This window comes from Pseudomonas syringae CC1557, assembly GCF_000452705.1.
Classification (GTDB): domain Bacteria; phylum Pseudomonadota; class Gammaproteobacteria; order Pseudomonadales; family Pseudomonadaceae; genus Aquipseudomonas; species Aquipseudomonas syringae_F.
In genome coordinates this window covers 1,104,539-1,130,001 of the sequence record NZ_CP007014.1, presented here as the reverse complement: position 1 = coordinate 1,130,001, position 25,463 = coordinate 1,104,539, and the positions used below count along the sequence as shown (strand labels likewise).

General features: G+C 57.0%; 38 protein-coding genes. 9 read left to right on the top strand and 29 right to left on the bottom strand.

The window, feature by feature from the left end:
• Nucleotides 1-5: 5 nt before the first annotated feature.
• The 10 genes from N018_RS05355 to N018_RS05310 all read right to left on the bottom strand — a co-directional run bounded on the left by N018_RS05355 (nucleotide 6) and on the right by N018_RS05310 (nucleotide 6,755).
• A complete protein-coding gene (locus N018_RS05355; protein ID WP_025389021.1) occupies nucleotides 6-326 on the bottom strand; it encodes a head-tail adaptor protein in 321 nt (106 codons plus the stop codon).
• Nucleotides 326-625: a head-tail connector protein gene (locus tag N018_RS05350; RefSeq protein WP_025389020.1), complete on the bottom strand. Its 300-nt coding sequence runs from the start codon at nucleotides 623-625 to the stop codon at nucleotides 326-328. The genes N018_RS05355 and N018_RS05350 overlap by 1 nt, the downstream gene beginning before the upstream one ends.
• Nucleotides 626-844, bottom strand: coding sequence for a DUF7302 family protein (locus N018_RS05345; protein WP_025389019.1), 219 nt, complete (start codon nucleotides 842-844; stop codon nucleotides 626-628).
• A 56-nt stretch (nucleotides 845-900) separates the two neighbouring features.
• Nucleotides 901-2,106, bottom strand: coding sequence for a phage major capsid protein (locus N018_RS05340; protein WP_025389018.1), 1,206 nt, complete (start codon nucleotides 2,104-2,106; stop codon nucleotides 901-903).
• Nucleotides 2,103-2,747, bottom strand: coding sequence for an HK97 family phage prohead protease (locus tag N018_RS05335; protein ID WP_025389017.1), 645 nt, complete (start codon nucleotides 2,745-2,747; stop codon nucleotides 2,103-2,105). The genes N018_RS05340 and N018_RS05335 overlap by 4 nt, the downstream gene beginning before the upstream one ends.
• Nucleotides 2,731-3,942, bottom strand: coding sequence for a phage portal protein (locus tag N018_RS05330; protein WP_025389016.1), 1,212 nt, complete (start codon nucleotides 3,940-3,942; stop codon nucleotides 2,731-2,733). Before N018_RS05330 ends, N018_RS05335 begins: the two co-directional genes overlap by 17 nt.
• A 7-nt stretch (nucleotides 3,943-3,949) precedes the next feature.
• On the bottom strand, nucleotides 3,950-5,491 hold the full coding sequence (locus N018_RS05325) for a terminase large subunit (protein ID WP_025389015.1): 1,542 nt from the start codon (nucleotides 5,489-5,491) through the stop codon (nucleotides 3,950-3,952).
• Nucleotides 5,491-5,967, bottom strand: a complete 477-nt coding sequence (locus tag N018_RS05320; RefSeq protein ID WP_025389014.1) for a hypothetical protein — start codon at nucleotides 5,965-5,967, stop codon at nucleotides 5,491-5,493. Before N018_RS05320 ends, N018_RS05325 begins: the two co-directional genes overlap by 1 nt.
• A 207-nt stretch (nucleotides 5,968-6,174) precedes the next feature.
• Nucleotides 6,175-6,489 carry an HNH endonuclease gene (locus N018_RS26110; protein ID WP_025389013.1) on the bottom strand — a complete coding sequence of 105 codons (315 nt, stop codon included), beginning with the start codon at nucleotides 6,487-6,489 and terminating at the stop codon, nucleotides 6,175-6,177.
• A 5-nt stretch (nucleotides 6,490-6,494) separates the two neighbouring features.
• Nucleotides 6,495-6,755 carry a hypothetical protein gene (locus N018_RS05310; protein ID WP_025389012.1) on the bottom strand — a complete coding sequence of 87 codons (261 nt, stop codon included), beginning with the start codon at nucleotides 6,753-6,755 and terminating at the stop codon, nucleotides 6,495-6,497.
• 88 nt (nucleotides 6,756-6,843) lie between these two features.
• Here N018_RS05310 and N018_RS05305 point away from each other — a divergent pair, with 88 nt between their 5' ends.
• Complete coding sequence (locus N018_RS05305; RefSeq protein WP_025389011.1) at nucleotides 6,844-7,173, top strand: hypothetical protein; 330 nt, start codon at nucleotides 6,844-6,846, stop codon at nucleotides 7,171-7,173.
• Nucleotides 7,174-7,300: 127 nt separating this feature from the next.
• On the opposite strand, the gene N018_RS05300 is transcribed toward N018_RS05305, so the two are convergent.
• From N018_RS05300 to N018_RS26105, 15 genes are all read right to left on the bottom strand, one after another.
• Nucleotides 7,301-7,660, bottom strand: coding sequence for a hypothetical protein (locus N018_RS05300; protein ID WP_025389010.1), 360 nt, complete (start codon nucleotides 7,658-7,660; stop codon nucleotides 7,301-7,303).
• The gene (locus N018_RS05295) at nucleotides 7,660-8,031 is read right to left on the bottom strand and encodes a hypothetical protein (protein WP_025389009.1); all 372 of its coding nucleotides are present in this window, start codon (nucleotides 8,029-8,031) and stop codon (nucleotides 7,660-7,662) included. Before N018_RS05295 ends, N018_RS05300 begins: the two co-directional genes overlap by 1 nt.
• Before the next feature lie 152 nt (nucleotides 8,032-8,183).
• Nucleotides 8,184-8,357: a hypothetical protein gene (locus N018_RS27240; RefSeq protein ID WP_154219934.1), complete on the bottom strand. Its 174-nt coding sequence runs from the start codon at nucleotides 8,355-8,357 to the stop codon at nucleotides 8,184-8,186.
• Nucleotides 8,335-9,027: a hypothetical protein gene (locus N018_RS05290; protein ID WP_154219933.1), complete on the bottom strand. Its 693-nt coding sequence runs from the start codon at nucleotides 9,025-9,027 to the stop codon at nucleotides 8,335-8,337. Before N018_RS05290 ends, N018_RS27240 begins: the two co-directional genes overlap by 23 nt.
• Nucleotides 9,028-9,176: 149 nt before the next feature.
• Nucleotides 9,177-9,788, bottom strand: a complete 612-nt coding sequence (locus N018_RS05285; protein ID WP_025389007.1) for a hypothetical protein — start codon at nucleotides 9,786-9,788, stop codon at nucleotides 9,177-9,179.
• The gene (locus N018_RS05280) at nucleotides 9,781-11,136 is read right to left on the bottom strand and encodes a tyrosine-type recombinase/integrase (RefSeq protein ID WP_025389006.1); all 1,356 of its coding nucleotides are present in this window, start codon (nucleotides 11,134-11,136) and stop codon (nucleotides 9,781-9,783) included. Before N018_RS05280 ends, N018_RS05285 begins: the two co-directional genes overlap by 8 nt.
• Nucleotides 11,129-12,511: a replicative DNA helicase gene (locus N018_RS05275; RefSeq protein ID WP_025389005.1), complete on the bottom strand. Its 1,383-nt coding sequence runs from the start codon at nucleotides 12,509-12,511 to the stop codon at nucleotides 11,129-11,131. The genes N018_RS05280 and N018_RS05275 overlap by 8 nt, the downstream gene beginning before the upstream one ends.
• Entirely contained in the window at nucleotides 12,508-13,296 is a 789-nt protein-coding gene (locus N018_RS05270; RefSeq protein WP_025389004.1) for an ATP-binding protein, read from the bottom strand. Before N018_RS05270 ends, N018_RS05275 begins: the two co-directional genes overlap by 4 nt.
• Nucleotides 13,293-14,048, bottom strand: coding sequence for a helix-turn-helix domain-containing protein (locus N018_RS05265; RefSeq protein ID WP_025389003.1), 756 nt, complete (start codon nucleotides 14,046-14,048; stop codon nucleotides 13,293-13,295). The genes N018_RS05270 and N018_RS05265 overlap by 4 nt, the downstream gene beginning before the upstream one ends.
• Nucleotides 14,045-14,422, bottom strand: a complete 378-nt coding sequence (locus tag N018_RS05260; protein ID WP_025389002.1) for a hypothetical protein — start codon at nucleotides 14,420-14,422, stop codon at nucleotides 14,045-14,047. The genes N018_RS05265 and N018_RS05260 overlap by 4 nt, the downstream gene beginning before the upstream one ends.
• Entirely contained in the window at nucleotides 14,419-15,144 is a 726-nt protein-coding gene (locus N018_RS05255) for a Rha family transcriptional regulator (protein ID WP_025389001.1), read from the bottom strand. Before N018_RS05255 ends, N018_RS05260 begins: the two co-directional genes overlap by 4 nt.
• Complete coding sequence (locus N018_RS05250; protein WP_025389000.1) at nucleotides 15,141-15,386, bottom strand: hypothetical protein; 246 nt, start codon at nucleotides 15,384-15,386, stop codon at nucleotides 15,141-15,143. The genes N018_RS05255 and N018_RS05250 overlap by 4 nt, the downstream gene beginning before the upstream one ends.
• Entirely contained in the window at nucleotides 15,383-15,754 is a 372-nt protein-coding gene (locus N018_RS05245) for a hypothetical protein (protein WP_025388999.1), read from the bottom strand. The genes N018_RS05250 and N018_RS05245 overlap by 4 nt, the downstream gene beginning before the upstream one ends.
• Entirely contained in the window at nucleotides 15,751-16,086 is a 336-nt protein-coding gene (locus tag N018_RS05240) for a hypothetical protein (RefSeq protein WP_025388998.1), read from the bottom strand. The genes N018_RS05245 and N018_RS05240 overlap by 4 nt, the downstream gene beginning before the upstream one ends.
• Before the next feature lie 136 nt (nucleotides 16,087-16,222).
• Entirely contained in the window at nucleotides 16,223-16,510 is a 288-nt protein-coding gene (locus tag N018_RS26105) for a Cro/CI family transcriptional regulator (RefSeq protein ID WP_080274791.1), read from the bottom strand.
• A 107-nt stretch (nucleotides 16,511-16,617) separates the two neighbouring features.
• On the opposite strand from N018_RS26105, the gene N018_RS05235 reads away from it, so the two are divergent.
• The 8 genes from N018_RS05235 (at nucleotide 16,618) to N018_RS26100 (ending at nucleotide 20,693) form a co-directional block, all read left to right on the top strand.
• Nucleotides 16,618-17,388, top strand: coding sequence for a LexA family transcriptional regulator (locus N018_RS05235; RefSeq protein ID WP_025388997.1), 771 nt, complete (start codon nucleotides 16,618-16,620; stop codon nucleotides 17,386-17,388).
• Between the two features lie 85 nt (nucleotides 17,389-17,473).
• Entirely contained in the window at nucleotides 17,474-17,851 is a 378-nt protein-coding gene (locus tag N018_RS05230) for a LuxR C-terminal-related transcriptional regulator (protein ID WP_025388996.1), read from the top strand.
• A 77-nt stretch (nucleotides 17,852-17,928) separates the two neighbouring features.
• Nucleotides 17,929-18,126 (top strand): carbon storage regulator, encoded by a 198-nt coding sequence (locus tag N018_RS05225; RefSeq protein WP_025388995.1) that lies wholly within the window; start codon nucleotides 17,929-17,931, stop codon nucleotides 18,124-18,126.
• A complete protein-coding gene (locus tag N018_RS05220; protein WP_025388994.1) occupies nucleotides 18,113-18,352 on the top strand; it encodes an Arc family DNA-binding protein in 240 nt (79 codons plus the stop codon). Before N018_RS05225 ends, N018_RS05220 begins: the two co-directional genes overlap by 14 nt.
• Nucleotides 18,349-18,546, top strand: coding sequence for a hypothetical protein (locus N018_RS05215; RefSeq protein WP_025388993.1), 198 nt, complete (start codon nucleotides 18,349-18,351; stop codon nucleotides 18,544-18,546). Before N018_RS05220 ends, N018_RS05215 begins: the two co-directional genes overlap by 4 nt.
• Nucleotides 18,539-18,925, top strand: a complete 387-nt coding sequence (locus N018_RS05210) for a hypothetical protein (RefSeq protein WP_025388992.1) — start codon at nucleotides 18,539-18,541, stop codon at nucleotides 18,923-18,925. The genes N018_RS05215 and N018_RS05210 overlap by 8 nt, the downstream gene beginning before the upstream one ends.
• Before the next feature lie 17 nt (nucleotides 18,926-18,942).
• On the top strand, nucleotides 18,943-19,176 hold the full coding sequence (locus N018_RS05205; protein WP_005745586.1) for a helix-turn-helix transcriptional regulator: 234 nt from the start codon (nucleotides 18,943-18,945) through the stop codon (nucleotides 19,174-19,176).
• A 339-nt stretch (nucleotides 19,177-19,515) separates the two neighbouring features.
• Nucleotides 19,516-20,693, top strand: a protein-coding gene (locus N018_RS26100) for an IS3 family transposase (protein WP_195757160.1) whose coding sequence is annotated in 2 segments (ribosomal slippage) — nucleotides 19,516-19,789 and nucleotides 19,789-20,693 — 1,179 coding nt in all. Because the reading frame shifts where the segments join, the coding sequence is not laid out codon by codon here.
• A 535-nt stretch (nucleotides 20,694-21,228) separates the two neighbouring features.
• On the opposite strand, the gene N018_RS05190 is transcribed toward N018_RS26100, so the two are convergent.
• Genes N018_RS05190 through N018_RS05175 form a run of 4 tightly spaced genes read right to left on the bottom strand, consistent with a single transcriptional unit; the run spans nucleotide 21,229 to nucleotide 25,414 of the window.
• The gene (locus N018_RS05190) at nucleotides 21,229-22,173 is read right to left on the bottom strand and encodes an alpha/beta hydrolase (protein ID WP_025388991.1); all 945 of its coding nucleotides are present in this window, start codon (nucleotides 22,171-22,173) and stop codon (nucleotides 21,229-21,231) included.
• 50 nt (nucleotides 22,174-22,223) lie between these two features.
• Nucleotides 22,224-23,246, bottom strand: coding sequence for a transketolase family protein (locus tag N018_RS05185; protein ID WP_025388990.1), 1,023 nt, complete (start codon nucleotides 23,244-23,246; stop codon nucleotides 22,224-22,226).
• Nucleotides 23,243-24,091 carry a transketolase gene (locus N018_RS05180; RefSeq protein ID WP_038401033.1) on the bottom strand — a complete coding sequence of 283 codons (849 nt, stop codon included), beginning with the start codon at nucleotides 24,089-24,091 and terminating at the stop codon, nucleotides 23,243-23,245. The genes N018_RS05185 and N018_RS05180 overlap by 4 nt, the downstream gene beginning before the upstream one ends.
• 18 nt (nucleotides 24,092-24,109) lie before the next feature.
• Nucleotides 24,110-25,414: an MFS transporter gene (locus N018_RS05175; protein WP_200866325.1), complete on the bottom strand. Its 1,305-nt coding sequence runs from the start codon at nucleotides 25,412-25,414 to the stop codon at nucleotides 24,110-24,112.
• Between the last annotated feature and the right edge of the window lie 49 nt (nucleotides 25,415-25,463).

Genomic DNA, 25,463 nt, shown 5'->3' with positions numbered 1-25,463 from the left:
TATCCTCAGGGATTGGGAACGTTGGTGCAGAGCAGCCGGAGCATTGAAAGCTCGTTGTCCGGCAGCGCCGCCACGATCAGATAGGTGACGCCCTTGTTCACAAGGCGGCAGCCAGCGACCAGATCAGCGCGAGGCCTGACCCGCACCTCCGCTGTCACGACGGCAGACAGCTTTTCAGCAACCGCCTCGATGCGGCCAGTAGGCAGCGTGAACTCCGCCCAGAGCTTGCCGGACTCGACCCAGGCGTCGTCAAAGCCACCGGTTCGATTCCTGATCCGCTCGGGTTTGTATAGCGTAGGACGGTGTCGCATTGAGCCAGCTCTCATCAGAAACGCTTCCTTGGCCAGAGCAGTCGGTCAACAGCCAACGGGACCGCAGTTGATATGGTTCCGATGACCACCGCTTCGCGGTTGGCGTACCAGTGGCCAACGAGCAGCAGCACCGCCTGTTCAACATCCGGCGTGAAGCCCATCTGCTCAGGACCAGTGGGCGCGGTCTCGACAAGCTCCCGATCGCAATGCATGGCGACGTGAGACTTGGCCGCCTCGAAGTAGCCAGCGATGAGCATGTCTTCCTCTTCGCCGTCCACTTTCAGATGAAGCTTCACGCGGGCCAGATCGATCATTTACTTGGTCTCTCTGGGGGCCGCAGGCTTGGAGTCCTTCGACTTTTGAATCTTCGGTTTACCGTCAGCGTCCACCTCGACGACAAGCCCTTTACCGATCAGCACGTGGGCGTATTCATCATCGACCTCGTCAAACACAACGCCAGCCTTGACTGACGTGGAATCAGCACCAAGGAGCGCGGCGTTTCCGACGAACCCCCAAACAGCTTTAATTTTCATGTTGCCTCCTGAAACCAAAAAGGCCGACGAATGCCAGCCATATCAGTACGGGTGAATTACGACGCGGAGACGAAGCGACCTTTGACCAGGCCTTCACGACGACGCACGCCCAGACCGAGACGCTCTTCAACCAGCAGCGCGCGTTCGTTCTTGATGAACTGATCGTTGATCAGACCCATCTTGAACAGGAACGACATGCGGTCGAACAGCACGGACGAACGCGCGAAGTTCGCTACAAGGAATTCGCCGCCGGTATCACCATCACCTTCGTCGACGCTGTCAGAGGTGACCACCGGACGGCCCCAGAGGACCGGGGTAACCAAGCCCTGAAGGTTCGCGAACAGATAGCGGTTCTCACCGTCCTTCTGCAGCTCGATGTTCATCCAGTCGAGTTCGGTCATAACGATGCCGTCAGCAGACAGCATGGATTGTTTGCGAACTTGGTAAATCGCACGACGCACCAGGTCGATGGCGGTATCACCGGTCTTCGTCAGCGCTACGTCGTAGGTGGTGGCCTGAGTCATCAGGCCATTCAGGTTTTCACCAACGCCGTCGCCTTTCAGAATCTGGCGCTCTTCCTCGAGCTTGAGGTCGTAGCGCAGCAGCTCCTGCAGGTAGGCCATCAGTTGCGGAACGTCGTCAAGCGCCTCATCGGTAACCGGCATCCAGACGGCGATCTTCTTGACCCGGTCGGTTTCGGTCGTGAACGTCACGTTGCTGGTTGGCTTCAAGCCCCCTTCCGCAACCGGAGCCGCGCCACGGGTGTGCAAGTTTTCACGGAAGTAGGTGTAGTTCTGGCCAGACACCGGCACCGTGGTCAGCAGGTCGCGGATGCGCAGTTCCTGGCGAATGCCGGGCTGAATGACAGGGTCATAGTTCGGCGCCACGATGCCCGCGCTGGTGACCTTCATTTCCTTCATGCTGGCCATGTCGGACTTGGTCACTTCGATATCGGCCAGGGACACGCTCTTGGCCTGCAACGATTTGTAGGCATCGTCACTTTTGACCAGGTCGATAAAGCTCTTTGCCTCGCCAGGCTGGCTGCGCAGCTTGATGCCCTTCTCTTCCAGCTTCTGGACCTGCTCGATGACGCGCTCGATCTCGCCCTTTTGCTTTTCGATCTGAGATTTCATCTCGGTGGTGATGGTGTTGCCTTTTTGCATCTCATCGGCAACGTTGTCGTACTTTTTCTGCAAGCCAGTAAAGCCTTCCTTCAACTGCGTTTCGAGAGAGGCTTTTACTTCTTGGATTGGATCGGTCATGGCGACACCTTAAAAAAATTATCAAAAGTGGTGGAGAGTGATTTCAGCCCTTCCACGATCGCCGTGGCCTCAGTTCCACCATCACGGTGCACTGCGGAGTAGCCGAGCGAGGCGACTGCTGCCGCCTCCTTCTGAGAAAGGCCCATGCGATCGCGCAAGGCCTTCTCAAAAATTCTGATGTCCGACTTCACGTCGGTAACTTTTGCATCTGGGTTCATGCCGAAAGGCACCAGCGAGGCCTCCCAGAGTTCGGCCTGCTTGATGATGCGGATGCTCCGACCCTCGCGTTCTTCATACGCGGCCAGGATCGTGTTGAAACCGATGGACATGCTGTCGAGCGTGCCCTCTTTCATCAGCTCGTAAGCGTCACGGGCGTAGCTGACAGCCAGGTTTACCTTGCCTTTGATGTAGAGGCCGTGGCTGTCCTGAGTGAACTCTGCGGACCCGACAAGGCGGGTCAGGTCGTGGAACAGGGCCAACTTGAGGCGCCCGCCCCGTGTGGTTTTCACCTTGGTGAATGCACCCGGAAGAATCACGTCGTCGCCCAGGTCGACGTTGTTGAACACCGCCGCATAACCCTCGAAGTTTCCAGAGTCGTCGCTGGCCTTTACTTCGAAGGGCACTTCAATCTTGCTGAACATTGGTTTGCATCTCCCACCGGGTGACCCGGTCGTATTCTTCGCCAGCCAGCGGAGGAAGGTTTTCTTTGCGGCGGACCTCGTTGATGGTCATCCAGCCTGAACCGCCGGACCCGCCCAAGGCGCTTTTGTAGTAGGCGGCTCGTCCTGCGCTGTCAGCACGCAGCAATCCCTCGACGACCAACTCGACGAACATTGCAGTTCCTGCGAACAGCTTGTCGTTGACCTCGTCCTCGATGGCTTTGATGTATGGACTCAGGCCGAACGTGATGAAGCCGCTGGTTTGCTGCTCCAGGTTCGAACCCATGATTGAGGTCTTACCAGCACGGTTGGCCAGGTAGAGCGGAACGCCCCAGATGCCCGCGAGCGCTTCTTCCTGAAACTGCTGGGACTCAATGAACTGGCTGTCCTTCTGGGTCATACCAGCGGGCACGATCGTTGGCCCGCCTTCGAGCAGGCCCATTTTCCCGATGTCCTCAACGTCTCCGTCGCGGATCTTCGGAAACTTGTTCAGCACCTGATCGCGCTGCTCGGACGTGAGGAAGTTTTCGTAGATGACGTAACCGCCGGTAAAGCCACCCTTGCGCATAAAGCGCGCCGACCAGTCCTGTGCAGCCTTGGCCAGGCCCATCGCCTCTTTGTGAAACTCAACAGGCGAAAGCCCGCAGATCCCGTCGGCGCTGAACAACTTGAAATGCAGGATGTTCTCGGGGGATACAGGAAAGCGCTTGCCCTGAAGGGTCACCCAGTACAGAAGATCATCGTCAATATCGATCTCTACGGCGTCCGCGCCAACCGGTATCAGGCCGATAAAATCGCCATTGTCGGCACGTTCAATCAACGCATAAGCGTTGCCGCGCAGGGCCATGTTCACTACGGCGGCCTTGATGAAGTTCAGCATCGTCATGTACGGATTCGGCTTTGCCAGTATCCGCAGCGCCCGCTTGTTGTCCTTCACCAGCACCCGGCCAGTGGGCTGATCTTCGTAAAGCTTCAGTGGTAGGCCCGAAACCGTCTCACTGAGGATTTTGATACAGGACCAGACAATGGGAATTGCCAGGGCCTTCTTGGGGGTGATGACCGCGCCGGAGCGGGTCTGTCCGCCGATGTCTGTCTGAACTTCAACGTATTCACCCGTCTTGGGATCGTTGAAGCCAAAGAAACTCCAGCTCATTGGGTTGTACCAGCGAGACGCCATATTGAGCCTATAAAAGTCCGGAGTATCCGTTTTGAAGGTAATCGTCGATGTCGCCCTTGATCTCTTCGGGAGCGCCAAGGGTTGCGCCGAACGCCATAGCCAGGGCCGACATCCCGTCGATGCGGCCGGTCGCCTTGTCCTTTGCAAACTTGCGATTGCCCGCCGGGTCTTTTTGGATCACTGCGTTGGATGCGCACATCGTCAGCACTGGGTGCATGCCGTGGCTGATCCTCCCGTTGAGCAGTTCTGACTCCAAGGCATCAATGGCCGGGGTCATGTCCTTGTAACCCTGGCCGTACTCCACCAGCGGCAGGACCACGCCCTGGGCCTCGGCGTCACGCTTGAACAGGTCGATGCGGTATCGGTCGAAGGCTATTGCCTGAATGTCGCCACCCAGCTCAGCAAGAATCCGAGCGATGTCCGCAGCCACATACCCGTAGTCCACCGTCGCGCCAGGCGTGGTCAGCAGCAGCCCTTCCCGCGCCCACACCTCATAGGCCTCCCGGTCACGCTTGGCGCGTTCGGCAAGGCCCTGCTCTGGCGTCCAAAAGAACGCCCACACGCTCCACTTGCCATTGCGCTTGCCAATGACGACGAAGGCCGTGAGGTCTGTTCTGAACGACAGGTCGAGCCCGGCGTACAGGTCCATACCATCAGGGCTATCCGGATCATCACCGCAGCCAACCCAAACGCCTTTGGAGACGAACACAGAAACCGTCGACACGCGCTGATTCAGGCAAAGATTTCGGAACGTGTTTTCCGACGCCGGCATCCGATTGGCGCGCTCGGCTTGTTGCTCAAGATCGGACAGCGACCGGAACGAACCCAGCGCCGGGTTGGCCGCCTTCCACGCCTCTGGGTCGGTGACCTTGCAATCCTTTGGAGCCTGATAAACGTGGCTGACGATGTGCGGGTCTTGCGACTTCTCGGCATCGTCCAGCCAGATGCTGAACAGGTCACTGTCCTGCGCCGCTTGCGTGCTGATAGCGATCAGCAGCGGAGCAGCGTGTGCGCCCTGAGCGGTTGTGATCGCGTCGATGAAATCGCTTTGCGGGCCACGCACCTGACCAATCTCATCGAGGATTGCCAGGATGGGTGACAGCCCGTGCGCAGTTTTGCCTTCAGCGGAGAGCGCCCGGTACTCAACATTTAGCGGCGTGCCGATCAATGTCTTGCTGCTGGGCACGATGTGAATCAAAGATTGCAGCTCAGGGTTGAGCTGAATCATCTTCACAGCCAACTTGAACACAAGCCCGGCCTGCTCTCGACTCATCGCGCCCGAGACAATCTGCGAGTTCTGCACCGCCTCCGGCCCGACGGTGTGCGCCAGCAGGATGCCAGCGATCAAACCGGTCTTGCCGTTCTTGCGGGCGATACTCAGGTAAGCGGTTCTGGTCCCGGCAGGGTTGTCGTACACCTCCAGAATGAAATCTTTTTGAAACTGATCGAGCCGCAGTTCCTTGCCGATGTGCTGCCCTTCCGGAACCCGGCAGTACTTCTCAATGAAAGCGATGACCTTTTCGCCGCGCGTCCTGCGCTTGACCGCCATCAGTGCATCGCCCTTGGGATCAAATCGTCGTCATCCTGCTCGGCGAGGACCTTTTCGGCGGCACGTTGCTTGGTCGCCTTCTTGCCTTGGTCCCGTGAATCCCCCTGTGTGGCCTGGGCATGGACCTGAAGCGTGCGGCTCAAAGCCACGGCACGACGGCTCAAGGTCTCCAGCAGGCTGTGTTTTGGGTTGATCACCGGGGTTCCGCGGTCGTTCTTCAGGACATCACCCTCGATATCGATCTCTTTTTGAAGCCGTTCGATGTCGGAGAGGCATCGAGCCAGGTTCCCGGCCAGCACCAAATCGGAGTCGGTCCAGCTATCTCGCGTGCGCGCGCGCACAATGGAACTCCAAAAAGGTTTGTCGGCGGGTCGGATGTTGACGAAACGTGGCGGCTTGAGTGCACCAGCAGCAGCGGCCTGCATAGCAGCAACCGCCGATGTGCCGCTATCGGAGCGGTTGCGCTTGACTGTCATAGAATTTCTCAATGTTGCCGCGTTGTGTTTTGGCGGCGTTTTCCGGGTTAGGGATGAAGGAGAGGGTCGAGGGCGGTCCTATCAAATAAGAATTCCTATTATTTGACCTCCCCCTCTATAGATTTCGATTTTTCGATCGACCTACTCTATCAATGGCGCATCTCGACGATTGAGACAGCCTATGAGGTCAACCCGGTGCCGATGCGTTCATCCACGGTTCCAGTGGTGGTTGGGGTCAACCGGAATGCCTGACACGTCGTGCCCTGGCAGGATGCCTGTCCTCTCCTGCCTCTGCTTGGCACCGTCGTGGCACGTCTTACATAGGCTTTGAAGATTGGTCGGATCGAAGAACAGAACCTCGTCGCCCTTATGAGGCTTGACGTGGTCGACAGTGTTGGCTGCCTCGACCGTACCCAGCGCACGACAGAACCGACACGTTGGCTCGGCCTGTAGCTGATACCACCGCAACCGATACCATCGCTTGGTTTTGTATAGGTGATGCCAGGGTGAGTTGGTCGCCATGATGCTTAGGCGGCAGCAGCGACGTCGACGGACACTCGCTGAATCTGGATAACCAGCAATGCGTCGAGGTGTGAGCCCAGCCGATCACTCAATGACGTGTCCTGCTCGGCGTCCACATCCTTCATCTGCTGATGCTCATCACGCAGCATCCGAACAGTCGACTCAATGGCCTGCTCCAAAGGATCGAGCATGAAGCCACTGGCGAACCCTTGTATCGCCTCGACCTTGGACGCAGTGCCCGCAGTCAATGTATTAGCGTCCGTCATGAGCTACCTCAGTAATTCGAAAGGATGATTGAAATAGTGGCTGGTTGCCGGTATCAGTGACGGTCAACCAAACGCAAGGAGCAGCAATGTGGAATTAAGTACCGCAGATATTGAGGTTTACACATCTGATGATGATCCGATCAGATTGATCGGTATCCCATTCACCTTTAACCCAGGGGAACGAACCATTTATACCGGTGCAGACAACACCAGCGCCGCGGTGCTGCGCGCAGGATGGCTTGGCCTGAAGACCGAGCCATTCAAGGGCTGGCAATCAGCGCATGTCCTGTCCGTAACCGGCAGCAACGGGGATGATCGCGTATTCGAGGTGAAGCGCAACTTCAACAATCCATTGCAGGAGGGAGACTGGCTGTGGTTCCCAGCTATGCCTGGAGAAGTAGCGCCTTTCAGAACTTAAGTAATCCGCGCCGCATTTACCTGCGGCACGCCTACCCTTCCCCATCATCGAGCAGCAAATCGATTAGTTTTTGCTCACTCATGCTTTCTCCGCGCCACGAAATGGCAGTGTTTGAATATGTGGTGCGTCACGGCGTCTGCCGCTCCAGAACCTCGTTGACCTTGTCGGCGGCAGTACCAGCAGTCTTGGCGGCTTCTGTCGCCGTACCCGCTGCGGCTTCTGCCTTTGCTGCAGCACCTTCAACCTTTTCGGCTGCCTCGGTCGCAGTGTTGGCCAGCTTGTTCAGGCGCATGTCGCGTTGCTTGGTTGCCTCGTCGTAACCGCGGCGCACCTCAGTGACCTGTGTGCTGTACCAGCTGGCGAGGGACCACTGCGACGCACCGAAGCCCAGCGCGAACGAGCCAGTCACCAGCAGCGAGGCAATGACCCACACTTCCAGGCCACGCCACCAGCGCCGGGCGATGAAGTCTCTTACGCATCTTTCCATCAGTTGATACCTCCGAGCTGAGCACGCAGCCGGGCGATCTCCGCGCTTTGCGTGGTGACCTTGTCGGTGAGCTGGACGATATGACTAGTCAGGGCTTCAATCTTCCCTTCCATACGGCCAACAGCGGCAGCCAGCTCGTTACGTTCTTTGGCGAACTGGTCGGCTCGGGCCTCGGCTTCTTTGCGCGCAAGGCGTTCCGAGTCGAGTAGTTCGTTCAGCCTGCGGACGGTGCCTATGTCGGCGTTGTCCATGGCGCGGTCGGTCGCATCCCTGGAGAGGAATTTCCTCAACCACAGGAAGCCACCCAGCAGGATAGTGCCCGTTCCGCCCAGCCAGGTAGCTGTGCCTGGGCCAAGGTCGGTTGGGTCCATCATTACTCCAGAAATGAAAAAGGCCCGCCGATGTGGCAAGCCTTGAAATGGGTGTGATGTCTTTGAATCAGTCCGCCAGCACTGAAAGCGGGACAAATTTTAGGCGAAAAAAAGCCCGGATTTGATTGCCGGGCTTTTTTCGCCTAAAGCTATTACTTAGCCTTAGCTACCAACCGAGGAGTTTCGATTCCGCGACTGAAGCAGGCAGCCTGCAGGCTTTCGTCGGCTTCTTTGTAACGGCGCAGTTGCTCCAACGAAACTCCAAGATCTGGCTTGATGTCCTGGCCGCTGTTGAACGCTTTGTTACTCAGTGCGAAGGTCTTCATCTGTTGCTCCTTGGTCGGGAAAAACGGGAATGACACAGTCTTTGTTCCCGTAATATGCCTCTTTCATGTGCTGCAAATAGTGCTGGTACGAAACCTCACCTACCATCAAAAATGGATCGGCGATCTGACTCCAGCCTAGTCGATCCATCATCGCATCGAAGAGATCGTCAAATATTTTCACTTTTTGCACAAGTGAAGATTTTGTTTGGTCACTATTACTCAGGCTTTCGGCAAAGCAATAATAATCTTCTCCGTACGACCTGCGCGGGCGGTGATACATCAGAATCGCTGGCTTCAGCGGCATCAACGACTTGACGTGAGGGGCGCGCCATAGCCAAAACCAAAGCCACAAGGTGGCCGCCGCACTCATGATGTATCGGCCGATGGTGATCTCGACTTGAGCCTTGGTGTGAACAATCGCTGATATCAGTGCGAACAGGACATCAACATCACCACCACCATTGTGCCGAATGTGAAGCTCAATCATGTCGCCTTCGACTGCCGCGTTGAGCGCATCAATCAAGGGCGTAACGGTTTCGACACTGACAATGCTCTTGAGTTCGATCACAGTGCGTTCAAGCAAATCCTCGTTTGCAGCCTTGACCGCCGTAACCACTCCGCCATCCATACTGAGCATCGCCTTAAATCGTGGGTCGGCGATATTACTCACTGACAAGACATGTCGCAATGTCGATTTGCTATCTTTACACTCAAAGCTAGCAAAAAGCCCGACACAATGGCCGGGCTTTTTCGATTCGATCCCGTTAGCGCGCAGAGATCATATGATGGGCGGCAATTTCAACCATTTGCCCATGGTTGTCAAGCTCCATCACACAACAGCTGTTCGCGATCCAGAATCTCCGTTACATGCACCACCGCACCCTCCTGCATCGCCTCCAGACACTTGTGAATCCCAAGCCTCCAGCGGCCCCGTGTCGATGCTGGCCTGGCCTCCGTGTCCCATGTGTTCATGTCGTAAAACTCTGCTGGGAGAATTGCGACGTCACTGGATCGCTTGCCCTGTACGCCCTTCATCTTGGGGATAAACCACACAGTGGTGGCCTTGTAGACGAACAGGGCCGGCGCTGGCGAGTTGATGCGATAGACCGTCCTGGATATCGCACCGACGCGGTTGCCCTTGCTGGTAGAGAACTTGCCCACCAGCAGATCCCAGTGGGCCTTGCTCAACTCCCGGTGCAGCAGAGCGTGCAGGCAGCAGTCGTAATCGAACTGGTCACGTGCTGACAGCAGAGCCCTTGAACCGCCCGTTCTCCCGCCGGAGTCGATGAGCTTCTGCCAGCTCTGCTTGGCACTATTGTCGATGTTGTCAGTCGCCAGGACGCGAACGATTGCCGACATGACGCTCTGATAAACGGCTGGGGAGAAGTCCGCCAGCATTCTGCGGGGTGCTGCTATCGCGAGCTTACTCATCGCCGCCTCCTCCGATTGGGGTGTGGGAGGTTGCTTTTTCGTTATGCTTCCTCCCTTGGGATGGATACTGAGAATCGCTGAACGCCTTAATATCCATGGCCTGCGGGGTAGGTTTCATGTTTTCGTGTCCTGCATATGTCTCACCCAGCAAAGGGGTCAGCCCGTGCTGTTCGAGGTAGTTGTGCCACGCCTCCAGCGCCTGGCGTTTCAGGCCCTCGGCGGCGGTATGGATGTAAGTCGCGTCCAGATCCTTCATGGCGTGGTTGAGCAACATCTCACCGACCATGTAGTCAACGCCCAGATCGGCCCACGCTGTACGGGCCACCTTGCGCAAGTCGTGGCTGGACCATTCGCCCTTGGCCAAGCCCGTGAACAGGGTGCTGGCCAACGTTGCGCTGATCGCTGCACCGGAGCGCCCAGGGAACAGAAATGGCCCCTGATACCCGCTGGTTTGTTGCAGCCTCCGGTAACGCTCGATCAGCGCGCACGCCTGCGGTGTCAGTGGCAGCGTGTGCTCCGCCTTGGTCTTGGTGTCTGCCGCCGGGATGAACCACTGCCGGGTCGCGAGGTTCACGTTTTTCCAGCGGGCCAACCGCGTCTCACCCAGGCGGGTTCCGTGGCACAGCATCATCAGCGCGAGCATAGATTCCAGTGGTGCCCGGTCGATACGTTCAGCCAGGTCCAGCAGCAAAGGCGGCAGATCATCACTGCGCAGTCGGGCAGCCTTGGGCCGGATTCGCGTCTGTACGAAGTCGGTGTACTTGAAGCTGGCCATCGGATTGGTGTCCAGAAGCGCCAGCCGGGTCGCCTGGCGGAAAGCCACGGCCAGCACGCCGTACACCGAGCGCACGAAAGACAACTCGTACCGCTCCTGCATGGGCCACATCAACAGCCTGTCCAGCGTAGGGCTGGTCAGGGCTTCAAGCTCCACATCCTGGAGCCGGGGCACCAGATGGCGGCGCAGCGCAGACTGGGCGCTGGCCTTGCGCTTGACTGACAACCCCCGGTCGCGGCTCATGCGGTCGGTGTACCAGGTCAGCACGTCGCCGACCGTGGCCCAGCTGGTTGTGACTGAGTTTGCCGCCGGGTCCGCAGATCGGCGTGCGAGGATGCTCGCCAGCGTGGACTGCATCAGTTTGGCGTTGATGCCGGGATAGTTACCAGCCTTGCCCCACTTGCCCCGCACCACCACATGCCAGGATCCTTTGGCGCGGTCGACGGTGGAATAGCGGAAGTGCAGTTCAGGGTGCCGAGCATCGCGCAGCGCACGCACGTGCAGGCGTGAGGCATGCCGACGGATCTCTGCGTCCGTCATGATCACAGTGAGTGTCTTCACCAGGTCATTCATTACCTGCCCTCCCCCGATACCCACGGTTCGCAAAGGCGCGGCCAATCTCGACCTCTTCGTCCGTCGCGTAGGAGTTACCGGCAAAGTCCACGAAACGGACAAATTGCCCTTGCTGCTGGACCATGCACGACCCCGTTTTGGCGTGGCGGCACTTGCCCACGATCAACTCGGTGACGCCGTTCTGGCCTTCCTCGCTGTCGGGGTCACGGTGAACGAGAATCACCACGTCGGCGTCGGCCTCGATCTGGCCCGAGTCGCGCAGGTCGCTAGGGCGTGGCTTTTTGTCCGTGCGGTTGGTTGATCCGCGGTTGAGCTGCGCCAGGACGATCACCGGCACGTCCAGCTCCTTGGCCATGTTCTTCAGCGCCGTAGATATCTTGCCCAGCTCGAGCGTTCGGTTCTGACCAGCGCCCTCGGCGGCGATCAGGCCGATGTAATCCACCACCACAATGTTGAGCCCTTCCTTGCGCTGCACCTGCCTGGCTGTTGAGCGAATGCGGGCGGCGGTCATGCCTTCTTCATCGCAGACGAACAACTTAGAGTTCTGCAGCACGTTCACAGCGCTGGTGAGGCGGGGCCAGTCGTCATCCTGAAGCGTGTGCCCCTGATCGATGCGGGTCAGGCTTATGCCGCCAACTGATGCGAGACCACGCGTGACCAGCTCCTCTTTCGTCATTTCCATCGAGACGATGAGCCCGACGCCGTTGTCAGTGCATGCAATTTTCTGAGCGATCTGCACGCCCAGCGAGGTTTTCCCTGACCCCGGCAGGCCTGCTATCACGATCATGTTCTTTTTGCGAAGGCCTCGGATCAGATCATCAAGATCCTTGAGCCCGGTTTCATGTCCGAGCTGCGCTGCTCCGTTGAACCGACTGTCAATGCCGTCGATTACGCCCGGCAAGACCTCGCTGTACTTGTAGTAATCCTTCCGGTCGGGTGCGCCCAGGTCGCGCAAGTCCGCCGTCGCCTGCTGAGCCAGCGCGATGATGTCAGCGACTGGCAAGCTTTCACTGGCCGAATCCTTGATCACCTCCGCCGCCTCAACCACTCTGCGCAGCGCGGAACGCTCCAGCACGATGCGTTGATATCCGGCCCAGTTGGCCGTGCTGGGGATGTTCTTGGCGATTTCTGACGCGTAGGCCAGGGTTCGCTCCCCGCTCGGGAGGTCTGGGTATGCAAACCCCACTGTCACCACGTCGACAGGCTGGCCGGTGGCGTGTGTATCGATGATTGCCTGATACATCGCAGCGTTGTCGTCATAGGCGAAGTCGGCCGTTGTGATGCGTGCGGTGATGGCGTCGAACAGTGAAGCGTCCAGCAGCAGTGCGCCCAGAAGGCCATGCTCGGCCTCAAGGCTGTAAAGTTCGCGGCTCATGCTGCACCTCGCGCCGAGGGCCAGCGGAACACGCAGACCAGCCCGCCACGGTCACGCAGCCGATCCACCGCGCGATCCCCCATGCTCACTTTCAAATCGGTGATGCTCAGGTTACTGACGATAATCGTCGGCTTGAGCTGCTCGTACCGCCCGTTGATCACCTCGAAGAGCACTTGGCGCTCGAAGTCCGTGCCGGTCTGCAATCCCACTTCATCGATCACCAGCAGGTGTGGGCCGATCAGATCGGCATAGACCTGCGATTCGGTCTTGATCTGCGAGCCGAACGTGTCCTTGATGCAGCGGATGATGCCACCGGCAGTCACGTACAGGCCGTGTACCCCTTGGGCTCCGAAGTAACGGATGACCTGCTGCAGTATGGCGGTGGCAAGATGAGTCTTGCCGGTGCCTACCTGCCCCAGCAGCATCACGCAGCGGCCGACCTGATAGTTTTCGGCGAAGGCCTCCACGAAGCCAGTGGCGACGTTCCATACCTTCGTCTTGGCGTCTTCATTCCCAGCAACCCAGTTTTCAAGGGTGGCCTGCTGGAACCGGGCCGGGATGCATGAATCGAGCAGCCGTGAGTTCAGCAACCGCTCGGTGTGGACCAGCACGCCGCCAGCTCGGATGCTGATGTCAGCCGAGTGACGGTTATCGAACTCGCAGCCAGGGCAGCCGTACCAGACCGGATCTGCGCCGAACTGCTCGACCAGCGCGTTAGTGTAGCGGCCATGTGTTGAGCAATCGCTCTGGCGGGTATCGATGGCGTAGCGCGGTTGAGTGGTCATTGGCCATCTCCCGCAATCCGGTAGTTACCGTTGTCGTCCAGCTCCAGCCCGTCGGTGTGGTCCACCTGATCGAGCTGGGTGTGACGGGAGCCCGAACCGGTCTTGCCGGCCAGTTCCACTTCATCCTCCCAGCGCTTGCCGTTGAGCCAGGTGGCGGCGTGCGGGATAAACTGGCCGTCGTCCTTCGCCCAGCCCGGTGTCAGCACGTGCCTGGCCAGCGCTGCGACGATCAGGTCATACAGGGCCTCGGTCATCTGAAGCTTTTGCCAGGCCTTCAACGCCTTGTCCTTTCCGACCTTGCGAGGGTACAGCTTCCAGAACTGATCAAACCCTTTCACCGTACCTGTTTTGCACACAGGTTTAGGTTCATTGACTGGTTCATAAGAGTGACTGGTTCTGGGGGCAGCTCCTGCCCCACCCCCTGGGTTATCTCCTGCCCCAGGTGGGTTATCTGGTGCCCCACTCGGTAGGGCATCTGATGACCCACCATCGAGCGACAAGTGAAAAAGGTTGGACTGATTAAGCTCACCTTTCCGGCGGTACTCTCGACGCAAAAACCCGGCCTTTTCTAGCTCGCGAACATGCAGCTTGACCGTTGAGCGGCCAATCTCGCACTGGTCTGCGATGTGCTGGTACGACGGCCAGCACTCGCCCTGATCACTGGCGTTGTCCGCCAATTTGACCAGCACCAACTTGCGCAGAGGATTACCCACCTTGGTCTTCATGGCCTTTACCATCAATTCCATGCTCATTGCAGCGTCTCCCCTGAGGCATTGGCACGACGCACAGGTGCAAGCCTTGGCGCTTCGATGACCTCGCCGCGATACGCCATCAGAGCGCGCACAGCGTTCTCCATGCGGCGCTTCGCGCTGCCCTTCGCTTGCTTGGCCTTCTGCAACTGCTCATATGTCTGATTCGTGAAGTTGATAACTGGCATGTAGGCCGGGTCGTCAGGGTTGATTCGGCGAAAGTTCGGCTCGGGCTCGCCGTGTGCAGCGAAGTACTGCTGATACTCGTTATTGAGAAGCTTTCGCACGTCTCGGACGAGCGCCTGCGCGCGATACCAGTCAACGGTCAGAGCTGCCACACGCTCAACAAGCTGCTGATGGGACGGTTTTTTGCTCATGATTTGACCTTACGCACCAGTCGAAACCGGCCTTCAAAATAAGGGTGTGTAGCCTGGGTGGCGCTGACCATCTGGCATTCGGAGACGAAGCGTTTGAACGCGGCGGTAACGAGGCTCTTGGACCAGACGATGTACTGGCTGCCCTTCGCTTCCTCGTGGACGTTACGGACCATGCCTGCGTGATTGGGCTGGTTCGGCCACTGGCGCAGCACGAACGAAACCATCGGTCCGGACAGCCCGTAGGCCTTGTTCATTTCTGCCTGGATGCGACCGAGCGGAATGCAGTTCTGTGGGCAGTGATCCCAAACCCGCTGTTCGGCGATTACCTCAACCCGGCGCTCGATCCGGTCGATGGCAACCTGCTGTTCACGCTGCTGGCGTTCCATTTCCACCAAGTGGTTAGCGTTCGCCGCCGTGATTTCGGCCTGGGTCATCGGGCGAGCGGCTTGATCCTCCAGCTCTTGCCAGCGGTCGACCAGCGCCGCGGTGAACTCAGGACTGAGCTGTGCCACCACGATGAAACTGTCGCGCTTGCAAACGTGGTACTCCTGAACCACGACGCCGTTGGCCGACCTTGGCCCATCCGCCACTGGCGGTTGGGATATCACGCCTCTTGCAACAAGGCGGTCAATTGAGCGTTTCACATCGTCATGGCGGGAACCGACAAGATCGGCAATTTGTTGGGATGACATGGTCAGGGCCGTGCTGGTGATCAGGTTCATTCTGGTATCCCCAAGCCTTGGGCCATCGACTGAAGGTCGGTATATGCAGCCATCGCAATAAGACGAATAGCGGCCTGCACACCGGCCTCGCATCTGCAGCTCAGTTGCTCGTCGCTCTCGCCTTCGTCGGAGCCTTCGCGGGCAACAGTGTTTTCTGCCAGCACTTCAGAAAGAATTCCGATGGTGTCCAGGGATTCAGCGATCCGCTTGGCGACGTGTGTGTAATGCTCTGGATTGCTCATTGGGCACCCCCATCACTCGCGCCACGATTTACAGATGCGCCGTTTTGTGGCGCGGAACTCATGTTTTCCAGCTTGTGGCCTGCGGCGTTGCGCTCTTCTTGCAGTCTGCGGGTTAGGCCTGCCAGCTCTTTGAGAAGCCAGCCGATACCCACAACGGACTCAGTGGACATTTCGCCGCCTTCAGTCAGCCCCATCATTTCGCCGATCGCCTCAATGCCGGTGATTAGGACATTCGCAGTCTCTCCTGATGCTTGCCGGATGCGTTTGAGCTGGGTTATTTGGTGAGAAGTCAATGCGATTCCTGAGGACTCGGCAGGGAAAGCTTGATCTACATCCAAGATCAACTCACCAAGGGAGGGGATGCTCATTGGCCTGTCCCATGTTGCTCGGGGGCGGTGATGCCATCCTGGGTCGAGCAGATCAGCGCATGAATCGCCTCAGCCACGAAACCTAGAACTGACATGCCATCGCAGTGAACGAGATTCCCGTAATTGATGGACTCGCTCATGTCCTCGCAAATCTGGGAGAGCCCTAAAGACAGCGTCCGGGCTTTCTGCAGAGCGTCTTCAACTGCCATTTCAGGAACTGTCTGAAACAGACATTCGCCTCGGTTTGCAATTGGCGTTTCGCCAAACTCAACGCCTTTGGTGAGGAGGGATACTTGCGCTGAAGTTGAACGGGTGATATTTTCTGATTTCATTTTGATTTTCTCGAAGCAAAGTGAATGTGCAGCTCCCGTTGGCGCGGGTGCTGAACAAAAGGCTCGACTTAGGTCGGGCTTTTTTGTGCCTGGCGTTTGGGTTAGCCGGACAGCAAAAACTTGGATTGGCAGGCGGTCACTGGGAAGCCTGCTGGGTACTGGATGGATTAACAGGTACTTTTGAGCCTGACAATTCAGAGCCTGCGGGATTATTATTTGTGCATCGGTGAGCTGAGTTGCCTCGCCGCTGACTTGGAAACGGTTTCTCTTCGAGGGCGGACAGTTTGCCGTCGTCGGACACGATCACGAAGATGGATCGCCCTTCACGGATAGCCTTGCTTAACGAGCCCTGGCTCATTCCGAGCTTTTCGGCTGTACCGGCATGTCGCTTAGCTGCGTATTCAGCAAGAGGAATTCGTTGCACCGGGGTGACTCCACTATTTCGGTTCTTTTAAATAGTGCTAGCGGGATTTATAAAAGTCAATGCCTGCGGGATTTGATTCAAAATCCCGCTGCCCATAAGGTTCACCCATGAAAAAACGACCGTTGTCCGAAGAAGAACTTGCCGAATGTGCTGCCCTCAAGGCGATTTACCTGGCAAACAAGGATCGTCTGGGCCTCACCCAGGAAAAGGTGGGCGAGCTACTGGGCATGAATCAGGGGTCACTTAGCCATTATCTAAATGGGCGCAATGCGTTGAATATGGAGTTCGCCGCAAAGGTCGCCAAAGTCCTTGGCACTCGTGTTGAGCAGTTCAGTCCAAGGCTGGCAAAGGCCATCGGAGAAATGACGGTTTCCAGCCAGGATCTACGCGAACTGGCTCGGCAAATGCGTGAAACTTATTCAACTGAAACCGATGGTGTTTCCAATGTATCGCCCGCTCTACACCCTTGGCGGCCTGCGATGAGCTACCCGTTAATCAGTTGGATTGCAGCGGGAGATAGAGCCGAATCGCCCACTGATTATGTTGCGGGTCATGCCGAGGAGTATCTAGGATCGACCGAAAATGCTGGTGCGGGAGGGTATTGGCTTGACGTAAAAGGCCCATCGATGACTACGCAAGCTGTTCCGAGCTTTCCAGAAGGAACGAAAATACTCGTTCAGCCAGAAGGCTTCGATTTAATCAGCGGCAAGTTCTACGTAGCCCGTCATCTTGATGGCGAAACCACTTTCAAGCAGTACCTAAACGACGCCGGGGTCGCATACTTGATGCCCCTCAACCCAGGCTTTAAACCGATCGAAATCGACGGCAACTGGGAAATAATCGGGCGCGTTATCGACGCAAAAATACCTGGCCTGTAAAATATAATCCCGCAGGGATTGACATAGATAAATCCCGCCAGCACTATAGCCGCCAGACGACAACTTTGGTCACGGGTGGCTCCTCATGCAATACATCAGCAATGGCACATGGAAAGGAAAACTCGGTCTTGGCCTTGCCGAGCGTGAGCTGTCGTGCCTGCTTGCCGTAGCTGCCGGTCATACCGACAAGGAGATCGCCAAGCATGACGGTCTCTCGCCGAGATCAATCAAAGGCCGCATCGAATCCTGCATGCACAAGCTCGGCGTTTACAAGCGCCCCGCCCTTGTTGCAGAAGCATTTCGGCGCGGTTTGATCAGTCCAATGATCATCACCTTGTGCGCAATTCTCGTCGGCCAGTCGGCCACCAATGACAATTCATTCAATCGAGTTCGCCGTCCAGGCGAGCGTCGCATTGAGAGCCGCGTTTCCGTCGGCCGCTTTGAGGCTTTCCAAGCCGCCTAACACAAACCTGATTTTGCGAAAGCCAACAATCGCGGCAGGCCCTCGGCTTGCCTGTAGAAACCAAAAGGAGTTGCACCATGCTGTGTCTAACCCGTCGCTTCGGCGAATCAATTGTCATTGGCGACAACATCAAAATTACCGTGATCAGTGGCCGCGATGGCCAGATCCGTCTGGGCATTGATGCTCCGGCAGACTTGGCTGTCGACCGCTCCGAGATGCGTACCGCCAAGTTGGCCAACCCTCGCACCGGGAGTGATCGCCATGCAGCGGTATGAAGGTGGTAGCCGCGGTGCAGACAAGTTCGTTGTGCGCTTCCCGGGCGACATGCGAAGCGAGGTCGAGCGTGCAGCGGCATCAAGCGACACCAGCATGAACACCGTCGTGATCCGCGCCCTTCGCCTGTACCTGCATGGCCAGGAGCGGCAAGAGCTCTTGCTTGATGCGCTGGCCAAGGCCGCTGCGCACGAAGCTGCAAAGGCTGACCAGGAGCAGCAGGCATGAGCACACTCAGCCAAGGCCCCCAGCTCCACCTGCGCACCGAGTTCGAGAGCCTGGGCGAGCGTCTGATTCGGTTCGGTCAGGCACTTCAAGACCCGGCCACGACCGTGGGCCAGTTGACTGGCTTGGCCAACTCCTGCGGGATCGCGCTGAAGCTTCGTACCGTGGCGGAATCAGGAGACCGATCTGATGGCTAAGACAGTCCTACACGCCCGCCAGGACGGCGTGCAGTTCTACATGAACACCGAGTCCAGCTCGCCAGGCACAGGCCATCGCAACCGATACCGCCTTTTCAAGACGGAAAACTTCGGACGCGACAAGTCCGGCTGGGTGCAGATCGGCTCGCAGGTTGGCCAGCAGTTGATAGCGATGGAGGACGGGGGCAAACGCTTTGAGGCATGCGCCCAGGCGTTCAGCGAAAAGCGTCCGCACATGTATCAAGAGCGCGAGCGAATTCGCGGCAACCCAGGCAACTGGGAGGGAGAGGCTTTTCCTACGCGAGTGACGCGCGGCCGTGATGCGGCAGTTTCAGCAACAGACCAAAACCTGACGAGTCAGGAAGGCAGAGCGACATGACAAACCGAGGGCATGACATGAGCGAGTTTCAAAACACCAAGCTGGTGGGCAATCCAGAAGTTGTGAAGATGCTGGGGATGGGATCGGTGTCCGGACTGAATAAGTTGCGCGTACGTGACAAGACCTTCCCGGAACCGATCAAAACCAGCGCCAGCCGGGGAGCTCGGGTTCGGTTCGACCTGGCCGAGGTTGAGGCGTGGATAGCAGCTAAAAAGCTGGAGCGAGGTGCGACCAGACGCGACGCTGCCTGAAGGCATGAACTGATGGGGCTAGCCGATCCGGCGTAGCCCCTAACACCGTGTATGGTCATGTGTATGGTGATGGATAATCCCCCTCCGCAAGCCTTTAAAAACCGTACCTGTTCGACTCCCTCTACCCGCTCCACCTTTCAAGGCTTCTCAGCGTAAAACCCACCTACCCATTCGGTACAGCCTTTCGCTTCAATGGCTCATGTCTCTCCACCTAGGCATCAAACCAAAGTGATGAGCATAGGGAGTGGTGAGCGAAGATCTTCTTCTGTGCAGAAATGTGACGTTGCCCCTGAAAAACGTATCCCTTGCCATGCATCTCAATAGCCGCAAGGATACGACATGACTAAGTCCAAGACAGACCGCGTTAAATACACCCTCGAGTTCAAGCTTGAGGCCGTGCGACTGGTTGATACCGGCCTGACACTTGCTGCCGCTGCCCGTTCTCTGGGTATGTCTGACCAAACCCTGTTCAACTGGGTAAAGGCTCATCGACAAGGCAGGCTGACCGGCGCTGACATCAAGCCTGTCACTCCCGAGCAGATGGAGATAAGCCGTCTGCGAGCCGAGCTGACGCGCGTCAAGATGGAGCGCGACATTCTGGAAAAGGCGACGGCGTACTTCGCAAAAGCATCCAGCTGAAGTACGCGTTCATCTTTGATAATCGGCGTCTCTGGCCTATTGGCGTGCAATGCCGGGTGCTGGGCGTCAGTGCTACCGGCTTTCACGGTCACCAAGTCCGCTGTGCAGCCAATGGCCCTCAACGAGGTGTCAGCGACACGGCATTGCTCGTGCACATCCGCGTTGCTCATGCCCGTAGCCGTGGCAGTTACGGTTGGCCTCGGATCTGGCGGGGGTTGCTGGCTGACGGTGTTCGTGTCGGCAAGGAGCGTGTGCAAAAGCTGATGCAGCTCCACGGCATTTACGGCAAGGGCAAAAGACGTTTCAGGGTCACGACCGATAGCGCCCATGACTTGCCGATTTCACCCAATCTTCTGGATCGTCAGTTCACTGTGACGGAGCCAGACAAGGCTTGGGTGGGTGACATCACCTATATCCCGACCGATGAGGGCTGGTTATTTTTGGCCGTCGTTATCGACCTGTTCAGCCGTCAAATCGTGGGTTGGTCGATGGATGAGCGGATGAAAAGCAGTTTGGTGATCGATGCGTTGCGCATGGCCTGGTTCAAGCGCCACCCACCAAAGGAGTCAGGGTTACTGTTTCATAGTGATCGGGGAAGTCAGTACGCCAGCTTCGACTTCCGAAATACCCTCTTGGCCTACGGGATCGCCAGTTCCATGAGTCGACGCGGCAACTGCTGGGATAACGCGTGCAGCGAGACCGTGTTTGGTTCGCTTAAAGTGGAGCGCCTGCATGGCCTGAAATTCAAGACCCGACGCGCCGCCAAGGACGAGGTCATGAACTGGCTGCTGTGGTACAACCAGGATCGCCTTCACTCAACACTGCTTTACGTAAGTCCGATGCAATACGAGAAGAACTGGAAAATGCTGCAACCTTAGATACCCAACCCGGATGCCGGGTTAAGGGATACGTTTCTCGGGGGCAAGGTCAATGAATAACAATAAGCCCTGACGCACGGTTAGCCTGCCCCCCCAACTCAAATAACCCAAAAACCTGCTTTCAATCCTTCTCACTCTGTACCGAAATTCCGAATCAGAACATCTGACCAATCATCTTCAACCAAAAGCATGAGTGACGTTTGCGGTATAGCTGTCAGCCTCCTGCCAAATTCAGAGCGCCCGCTCCCCTCGCACCGACGCTTTTGATTCGAGCTTGCGCCACACCCTGTCAACGCCCCCGCACCGCAATAGTCAGGGGAGTGACCTCCGAGCTTCCCGTCATAAAGGTGGCCATAAGGAACCAAAATCTGGGGCGCCCACGTATAACCACCAGTCATTCCAAACAATCAACTGACTACGGATGACCCGACGATACGACGGTTTTTCAGGTGGCGAAAAAACTGTGCCGCTTGGGGCGTAAGCTACCCGGTGGATCTGATACACAGTGAAGGCTTTGTTGACTTGCCTATGGTCACTATCGCGCCAACATTCTCCTCAGCGCTGCCGCTATATCCCGCCGACATCGGTCAGTGACATCCCCTGGGCCCAGATCGAACATGTGAGGTACGCCGGGATAAACGTGCATCTCTGTGGCAACCCCGGATCGGGATAGATTAAGCGCGAAATTCACGTCCTCTTCTAAAAAAAGATCCAAAGCCCCCACGCAGATAAAGCTCGGCGGTAACCCCTGCAGTCTCACCGCAAGAGCCGGGGAGAAGTAAAACGCCTTCTCATCACTGGGGCTGTAAGAACCCTGTAAACATTCCCAGCAGAATTGGTTTGCTTCCCGCGACCAGCTCAGCTTTCCTGTCGTAGGGTTATCAGCAGTGGTCGCCAACGAACCCGTGCGGTGATCCAGCATTGGGTAAATCATCATTAAGCCGGAGATGCGGTATTGGTTTCTTTCACGAGCCAGAAGTGCCAACGAAGCAGCGAGCCCACCCCCCGCGCTATGCCCCATGAGAACGACGTGTTCGGTGTCGATACCAACCGAAAGGCTGTTGGTAAAAGTCCAGCTCAAAGCGGTATAGCAATCCTCCAGCGGGATCGGAAATGGGTGCTCAGGGGCTAGCCGGTAGTCCACTGCAACGATCACTGAGTTGAGCTCATTCGCCAACTCCGCTAAATAATCATCGACCATTTCAGGCCGACCCAGGACAAATCCGCCGCCATGGATATACATAATGCATGGAAGCAGAACACCCTCGTCAGCCTGGTCAGGCCGATACAGGCATAGGCGAATGCCAGTAGTGTCAGGGGAGTCCGATGTCCAGCGATGTTCGCAACGGCCTGTCCCTGCAGCTTTGAAGCTGGAATTTATCCGGTTTCTGATCTCGGGTAGTGTTGCGAGTGTCCACTCGCTGGATGGCTCGTCCAGGAAATATGCATAGGATGGGTCGAGAAGCTGATTACAGTTCATTGTCTTCTCCCGTTACAGAAGGGAGCTGCACCAGCCCCCTGGCTTAGCTGTTACAGCCATCCTTTGATTTGCGTGCACACTGCTGGCGTAGAAATACCATAGCGATCATGCAGCGTAGGAAGAGCGCCTGCGTCAAGGAAGGCATCAGGTAGTGCGATTTGCCGGAAGGTGGGTGTAACGCCGTTGCGCAACAATACCGTGGCCACAGCCTCGCCCAAGCCCCCAATAATCGAGTGATTCTCTGCTGTGACTACCAGTCGACCTGGCTTTCTGGCCTCGGCAAGGATGGTCTGCTCGTCCAGAGGCTTGATGGTCGGGACGTGAAGCACCGCAACGTCTACCCCATCAGCTTGTAACTCTTTGGCGGCTTCCAATGCTCGCATCGTCATTAATCCTGTCGAAATAATCAGGACATCGTTGCCGGTGCGCAAAGTTTTGGCTTTACCGATTTCGAACTTATAGCCGTATTCGTCCAGCACCAATGGGACGTTGCCTCGCAGCAGACGCATGTACACGGGCCCTTGATGAGCCGCTATCGCTGGAACGGCTTGCTCGATTTCCAGTGCATCGCATGGGTCAACAATCATCAGATTCGGCATGGCACGAAAGATCGCTAGATCATCGGTCGCCTGGTGGCTTGGGCCGTATCCAGTAGTCAGGCCTGGCAAGCCGCAGACGATTTTGACGTTGAGATTCTCTTCCGCGATCGCCATACAGATGAAGTCGTAAGCGCGGCGGGACGCGAATACCGCATAGGTGGTGGCGAAAGGGACAAAGCCTTCCCGAGCCATGCCGGCAGCGGCGCTCATCAGCAGCTGTTCAGCCATGCCCATCTGGTAGAAACGGTCGGGGTGTGCCTTCGCAAAAATATGCAGATCAGTATATTTGGATAGGTCAGCGGAAAGACCGACAATGTCCGTGCGCTGATCGGCGAGTGCCGCCAATGCATGGCCAAATGGGGCAGATTTAGTCGCCTGACCTTCGGAGGCAATTGACGCAATCATCGCAGACGTAGTCAGCTTCTTTTTCACTGCTGCGGGAGCTTGGGCAGAGCTGTTATTTGAGGTGCTCATACAGTTTTACCTTCATCAAGGTTGTTCAGGGCCAAGTCCCACTCATGCTCGTCCACACGTATGAAGTGAGCTTTTTCTCGGGTTTCCAGAAACGGCACGCCTTTGCCCATTTTGGTATCACAAATGATGACTCTGGGTTGAGTGTCGGGGTGATTGCGTGCGCAGTCGAAAGCCTCGACCAGAGCATCCAGATCGTTGCCGTCCACACGCTGCGTGAACCAGCCAAAAGCCTGCCAGCGATCCACGATAGGTTCGAACGCCAGAACTTCGCTTGAACGACCATCAGCCTGTTGATTGTTTACATCGACAATGGCGATTAGGTTGTCGAGCTTCCAGTGAGAAGCCGACATCACCGCCTCCCACGTCGACCCTTCATTCAGCTCGCCGTCCGACAGCAAGTTATAAACGAACGACTTCGAGTGCTTGCGCTTCAGACCCAGGCAGGCACCGACCGCGATACCTAGGCCTTGGCCAAGCGAGCCTCCAGTGATCTCCATTCCTGGGGTATAGGTGGCCATGCCCGACATCGGCAAGCGGCTGTCGTCCGAACCGTAGGTTTCGAGTTCATCGAGCGGGATGATTTCAGCTTCGATAAGCGCCGCGTAAAGCGCGATGGCGTAGTGACCAATCGACAGATAGAAACGATCCCGTTGTTCCCACTCAGGATCTTCAGGCTTGTAACTCAAGGCGTGAAAGTAAGACACAGCGAGCAGGTCGGCAGCGCCCAGCGCCTGGCCGACATACCCTTGGCCCTGAACTTGGCCCATGAGCAATGCGTGACGACGAATATTATGGGCACGCTGTACTAACGAAGTTGCAGGTTCGATTGATGAAGTAGCAGTCATTGTAATTACTCCGTTGACTCAACGATTGACCGAGGCGGCAGGAATGCGCAGTACCAGGCAAGCGCCAATGCACAGCACACCCGTGATGAGGTACATGCCGATGGCGCTTGAGCCGGTTGTAGTGGTGATCCAACCAATCAAGTAAGGCGAGCAAAACCCTGCGAGGTTGGCGAAGCTGTTGATACCGGCTATGCCAGCCGCAGCGGACACGCCTCCGAGCAGAGTTGTGGGTAACATCCAGAAGAGTGACGATGCCGATAGAACACCCGCCGCTGCAAGGCAGAGGCTCAACACCGACAGCAGCAGGTTGCCGCCAAACACGGCCGCCAGCGTTAGCCCCACGGCACCGGCGATCATGGGTGCGATGAGATGCCAGCGGCGTTCGCGGTGCTTGTCACCACTGCGGCCCATCAATAGCATTGCGACGATCGCGCACATATAGGGCACGCTGGTCATGAGACCAATATGCAATGGGTTCGAAACGCCGGCATTGCGGATCAGTGTTGGCAACCAGAAAGTGATCGCGTACTGACCCATGACCACACAGAAGTAGATGCACGCCAGTAACCACAACCGCCGATCACGCAAAAAGGCACCGACAGAGGCATGAGTCACTTTCTGGCTATTATCTTCAGCCAGTTCTTTGTTGATCAGTTCCTTTTCGCCATCCGTCAGCCAAGTTGCCTGATGTACACCGTCTTTGAGATAGCTCAGTACCAGCAAGCCCACAATAACGGTCGGAACTGCCTCGATGACAAACATCCACTGCCAGCCTGCCCACCCGTGAAAGCCTGCGAATGAGTTCATGATCCAGCCGGAGAGAGGACCACCGATCATCCCGGAAAGCGGAATGGCTATAAACCATAGAACGGTCATCTTCGCGCGGCGATAGGAGGGGAACCAGTAGGTAAGGTACAGCAGCAAACCAGGTGCCAGACCTGCTTCTGCAATGCCGAGCAGAAAACGCAGGCCGTAGAATTGCCAAGCCGTTTCCACGAAGGCGAAAAGGGCGGAAATGATGCCCCACGAAATCATTATCCGCGCGATCCACCGGCGTGCGCCGACACGATGAAGAATAAGATTGCTGGGCACTTCACACAGGAAGTAACCGATGAAGAACATCCCGGCGCCAAGCCCATAAACAGCTTCGCTTAACGCGAGATCGTTCATCATTTGCAACTTTGCAAAACCGACGTTTACTCGATCCAGATAGGCGCACAGGTAGCACAGCATCAGGAATGGCATGAGGCGCCACGCAGTCTTGCGGTAAGCGTTAGAGCGCGCGGCTGTGGCCGAGTCGGAGGTCATAGTAGTGGATATCATGATGGTCTGATCTCTTGTTTTTGTAGATCGCCAGGCGCAGACCCAGCGT

Coding starts and splice junctions, on each gene's coding strand:
- N018_RS05355 (WP_025389021.1), bottom strand. CDS start 326: ATGAGAGCTGGCTCAATGCGACACCGTCCTACGCTATACAAACCCGAG.
- N018_RS05350 (WP_025389020.1), bottom strand. CDS start 625: ATGATCGATCTGGCCCGCGTGAAGCTTCATCTGAAAGTGGACGGCGAA.
- N018_RS05345 (WP_025389019.1), bottom strand. CDS start 844: ATGAAAATTAAAGCTGTTTGGGGGTTCGTCGGAAACGCCGCGCTCCTT.
- N018_RS05340 (WP_025389018.1), bottom strand. CDS start 2,106: ATGACCGATCCAATCCAAGAAGTAAAAGCCTCTCTCGAAACGCAGTTG.
- N018_RS05335 (WP_025389017.1), bottom strand. CDS start 2,747: ATGTTCAGCAAGATTGAAGTGCCCTTCGAAGTAAAGGCCAGCGACGAC.
- N018_RS05330 (WP_025389016.1), bottom strand. CDS start 3,942: ATGGCGTCTCGCTGGTACAACCCAATGAGCTGGAGTTTCTTTGGCTTC.
- N018_RS05325 (WP_025389015.1), bottom strand. CDS start 5,491: ATGGCGGTCAAGCGCAGGACGCGCGGCGAAAAGGTCATCGCTTTCATT.
- N018_RS05320 (WP_025389014.1), bottom strand. CDS start 5,967: ATGACAGTCAAGCGCAACCGCTCCGATAGCGGCACATCGGCGGTTGCT.
- N018_RS26110 (WP_025389013.1), bottom strand. CDS start 6,489: ATGGCGACCAACTCACCCTGGCATCACCTATACAAAACCAAGCGATGG.
- N018_RS05310 (WP_025389012.1), bottom strand. CDS start 6,755: ATGACGGACGCTAATACATTGACTGCGGGCACTGCGTCCAAGGTCGAG.
- N018_RS05300 (WP_025389010.1), bottom strand. CDS start 7,660: ATGGAAAGATGCGTAAGAGACTTCATCGCCCGGCGCTGGTGGCGTGGC.
- N018_RS05295 (WP_025389009.1), bottom strand. CDS start 8,031: ATGGACCCAACCGACCTTGGCCCAGGCACAGCTACCTGGCTGGGCGGA.
- N018_RS27240 (WP_154219934.1), bottom strand. CDS start 8,357: ATGAAGACCTTCGCACTGAGTAACAAAGCGTTCAACAGCGGCCAGGAC.
- N018_RS05285 (WP_025389007.1), bottom strand. CDS start 9,788: ATGAGTAAGCTCGCGATAGCAGCACCCCGCAGAATGCTGGCGGACTTC.
- N018_RS05280 (WP_025389006.1), bottom strand. CDS start 11,136: ATGAATGACCTGGTGAAGACACTCACTGTGATCATGACGGACGCAGAG.
- N018_RS05275 (WP_025389005.1), bottom strand. CDS start 12,511: ATGAGCCGCGAACTTTACAGCCTTGAGGCCGAGCATGGCCTTCTGGGC.
- N018_RS05270 (WP_025389004.1), bottom strand. CDS start 13,296: ATGACCACTCAACCGCGCTACGCCATCGATACCCGCCAGAGCGATTGC.
- N018_RS05265 (WP_025389003.1), bottom strand. CDS start 14,048: ATGAGCATGGAATTGATGGTAAAGGCCATGAAGACCAAGGTGGGTAAT.
- N018_RS05260 (WP_025389002.1), bottom strand. CDS start 14,422: ATGAGCAAAAAACCGTCCCATCAGCAGCTTGTTGAGCGTGTGGCAGCT.
- N018_RS05255 (WP_025389001.1), bottom strand. CDS start 15,144: ATGAACCTGATCACCAGCACGGCCCTGACCATGTCATCCCAACAAATT.
- N018_RS05250 (WP_025389000.1), bottom strand. CDS start 15,386: ATGAGCAATCCAGAGCATTACACACACGTCGCCAAGCGGATCGCTGAA.
- N018_RS05245 (WP_025388999.1), bottom strand. CDS start 15,754: ATGAGCATCCCCTCCCTTGGTGAGTTGATCTTGGATGTAGATCAAGCT.
- N018_RS05240 (WP_025388998.1), bottom strand. CDS start 16,086: ATGAAATCAGAAAATATCACCCGTTCAACTTCAGCGCAAGTATCCCTC.
- N018_RS05235 (WP_025388997.1), top strand. CDS start 16,618: ATGAAAAAACGACCGTTGTCCGAAGAAGAACTTGCCGAATGTGCTGCC.
- N018_RS05230 (WP_025388996.1), top strand. CDS start 17,474: ATGCAATACATCAGCAATGGCACATGGAAAGGAAAACTCGGTCTTGGC.
- N018_RS05225 (WP_025388995.1), top strand. CDS start 17,929: ATGCTGTGTCTAACCCGTCGCTTCGGCGAATCAATTGTCATTGGCGAC.
- N018_RS05220 (WP_025388994.1), top strand. CDS start 18,113: ATGCAGCGGTATGAAGGTGGTAGCCGCGGTGCAGACAAGTTCGTTGTG.
- N018_RS05215 (WP_025388993.1), top strand. CDS start 18,349: ATGAGCACACTCAGCCAAGGCCCCCAGCTCCACCTGCGCACCGAGTTC.
- N018_RS05210 (WP_025388992.1), top strand. CDS start 18,539: ATGGCTAAGACAGTCCTACACGCCCGCCAGGACGGCGTGCAGTTCTAC.
- N018_RS05205 (WP_005745586.1), top strand. CDS start 18,943: ATGAGCGAGTTTCAAAACACCAAGCTGGTGGGCAATCCAGAAGTTGTG.
- N018_RS05190 (WP_025388991.1), bottom strand. CDS start 22,173: ATGAACTGTAATCAGCTTCTCGACCCATCCTATGCATATTTCCTGGAC.
- N018_RS05185 (WP_025388990.1), bottom strand. CDS start 23,246: ATGAGCACCTCAAATAACAGCTCTGCCCAAGCTCCCGCAGCAGTGAAA.
- N018_RS05180 (WP_038401033.1), bottom strand. CDS start 24,091: ATGACTGCTACTTCATCAATCGAACCTGCAACTTCGTTAGTACAGCGT.
- N018_RS05175 (WP_200866325.1), bottom strand. CDS start 25,414: ATGATATCCACTACTATGACCTCCGACTCGGCCACAGCCGCGCGCTCT.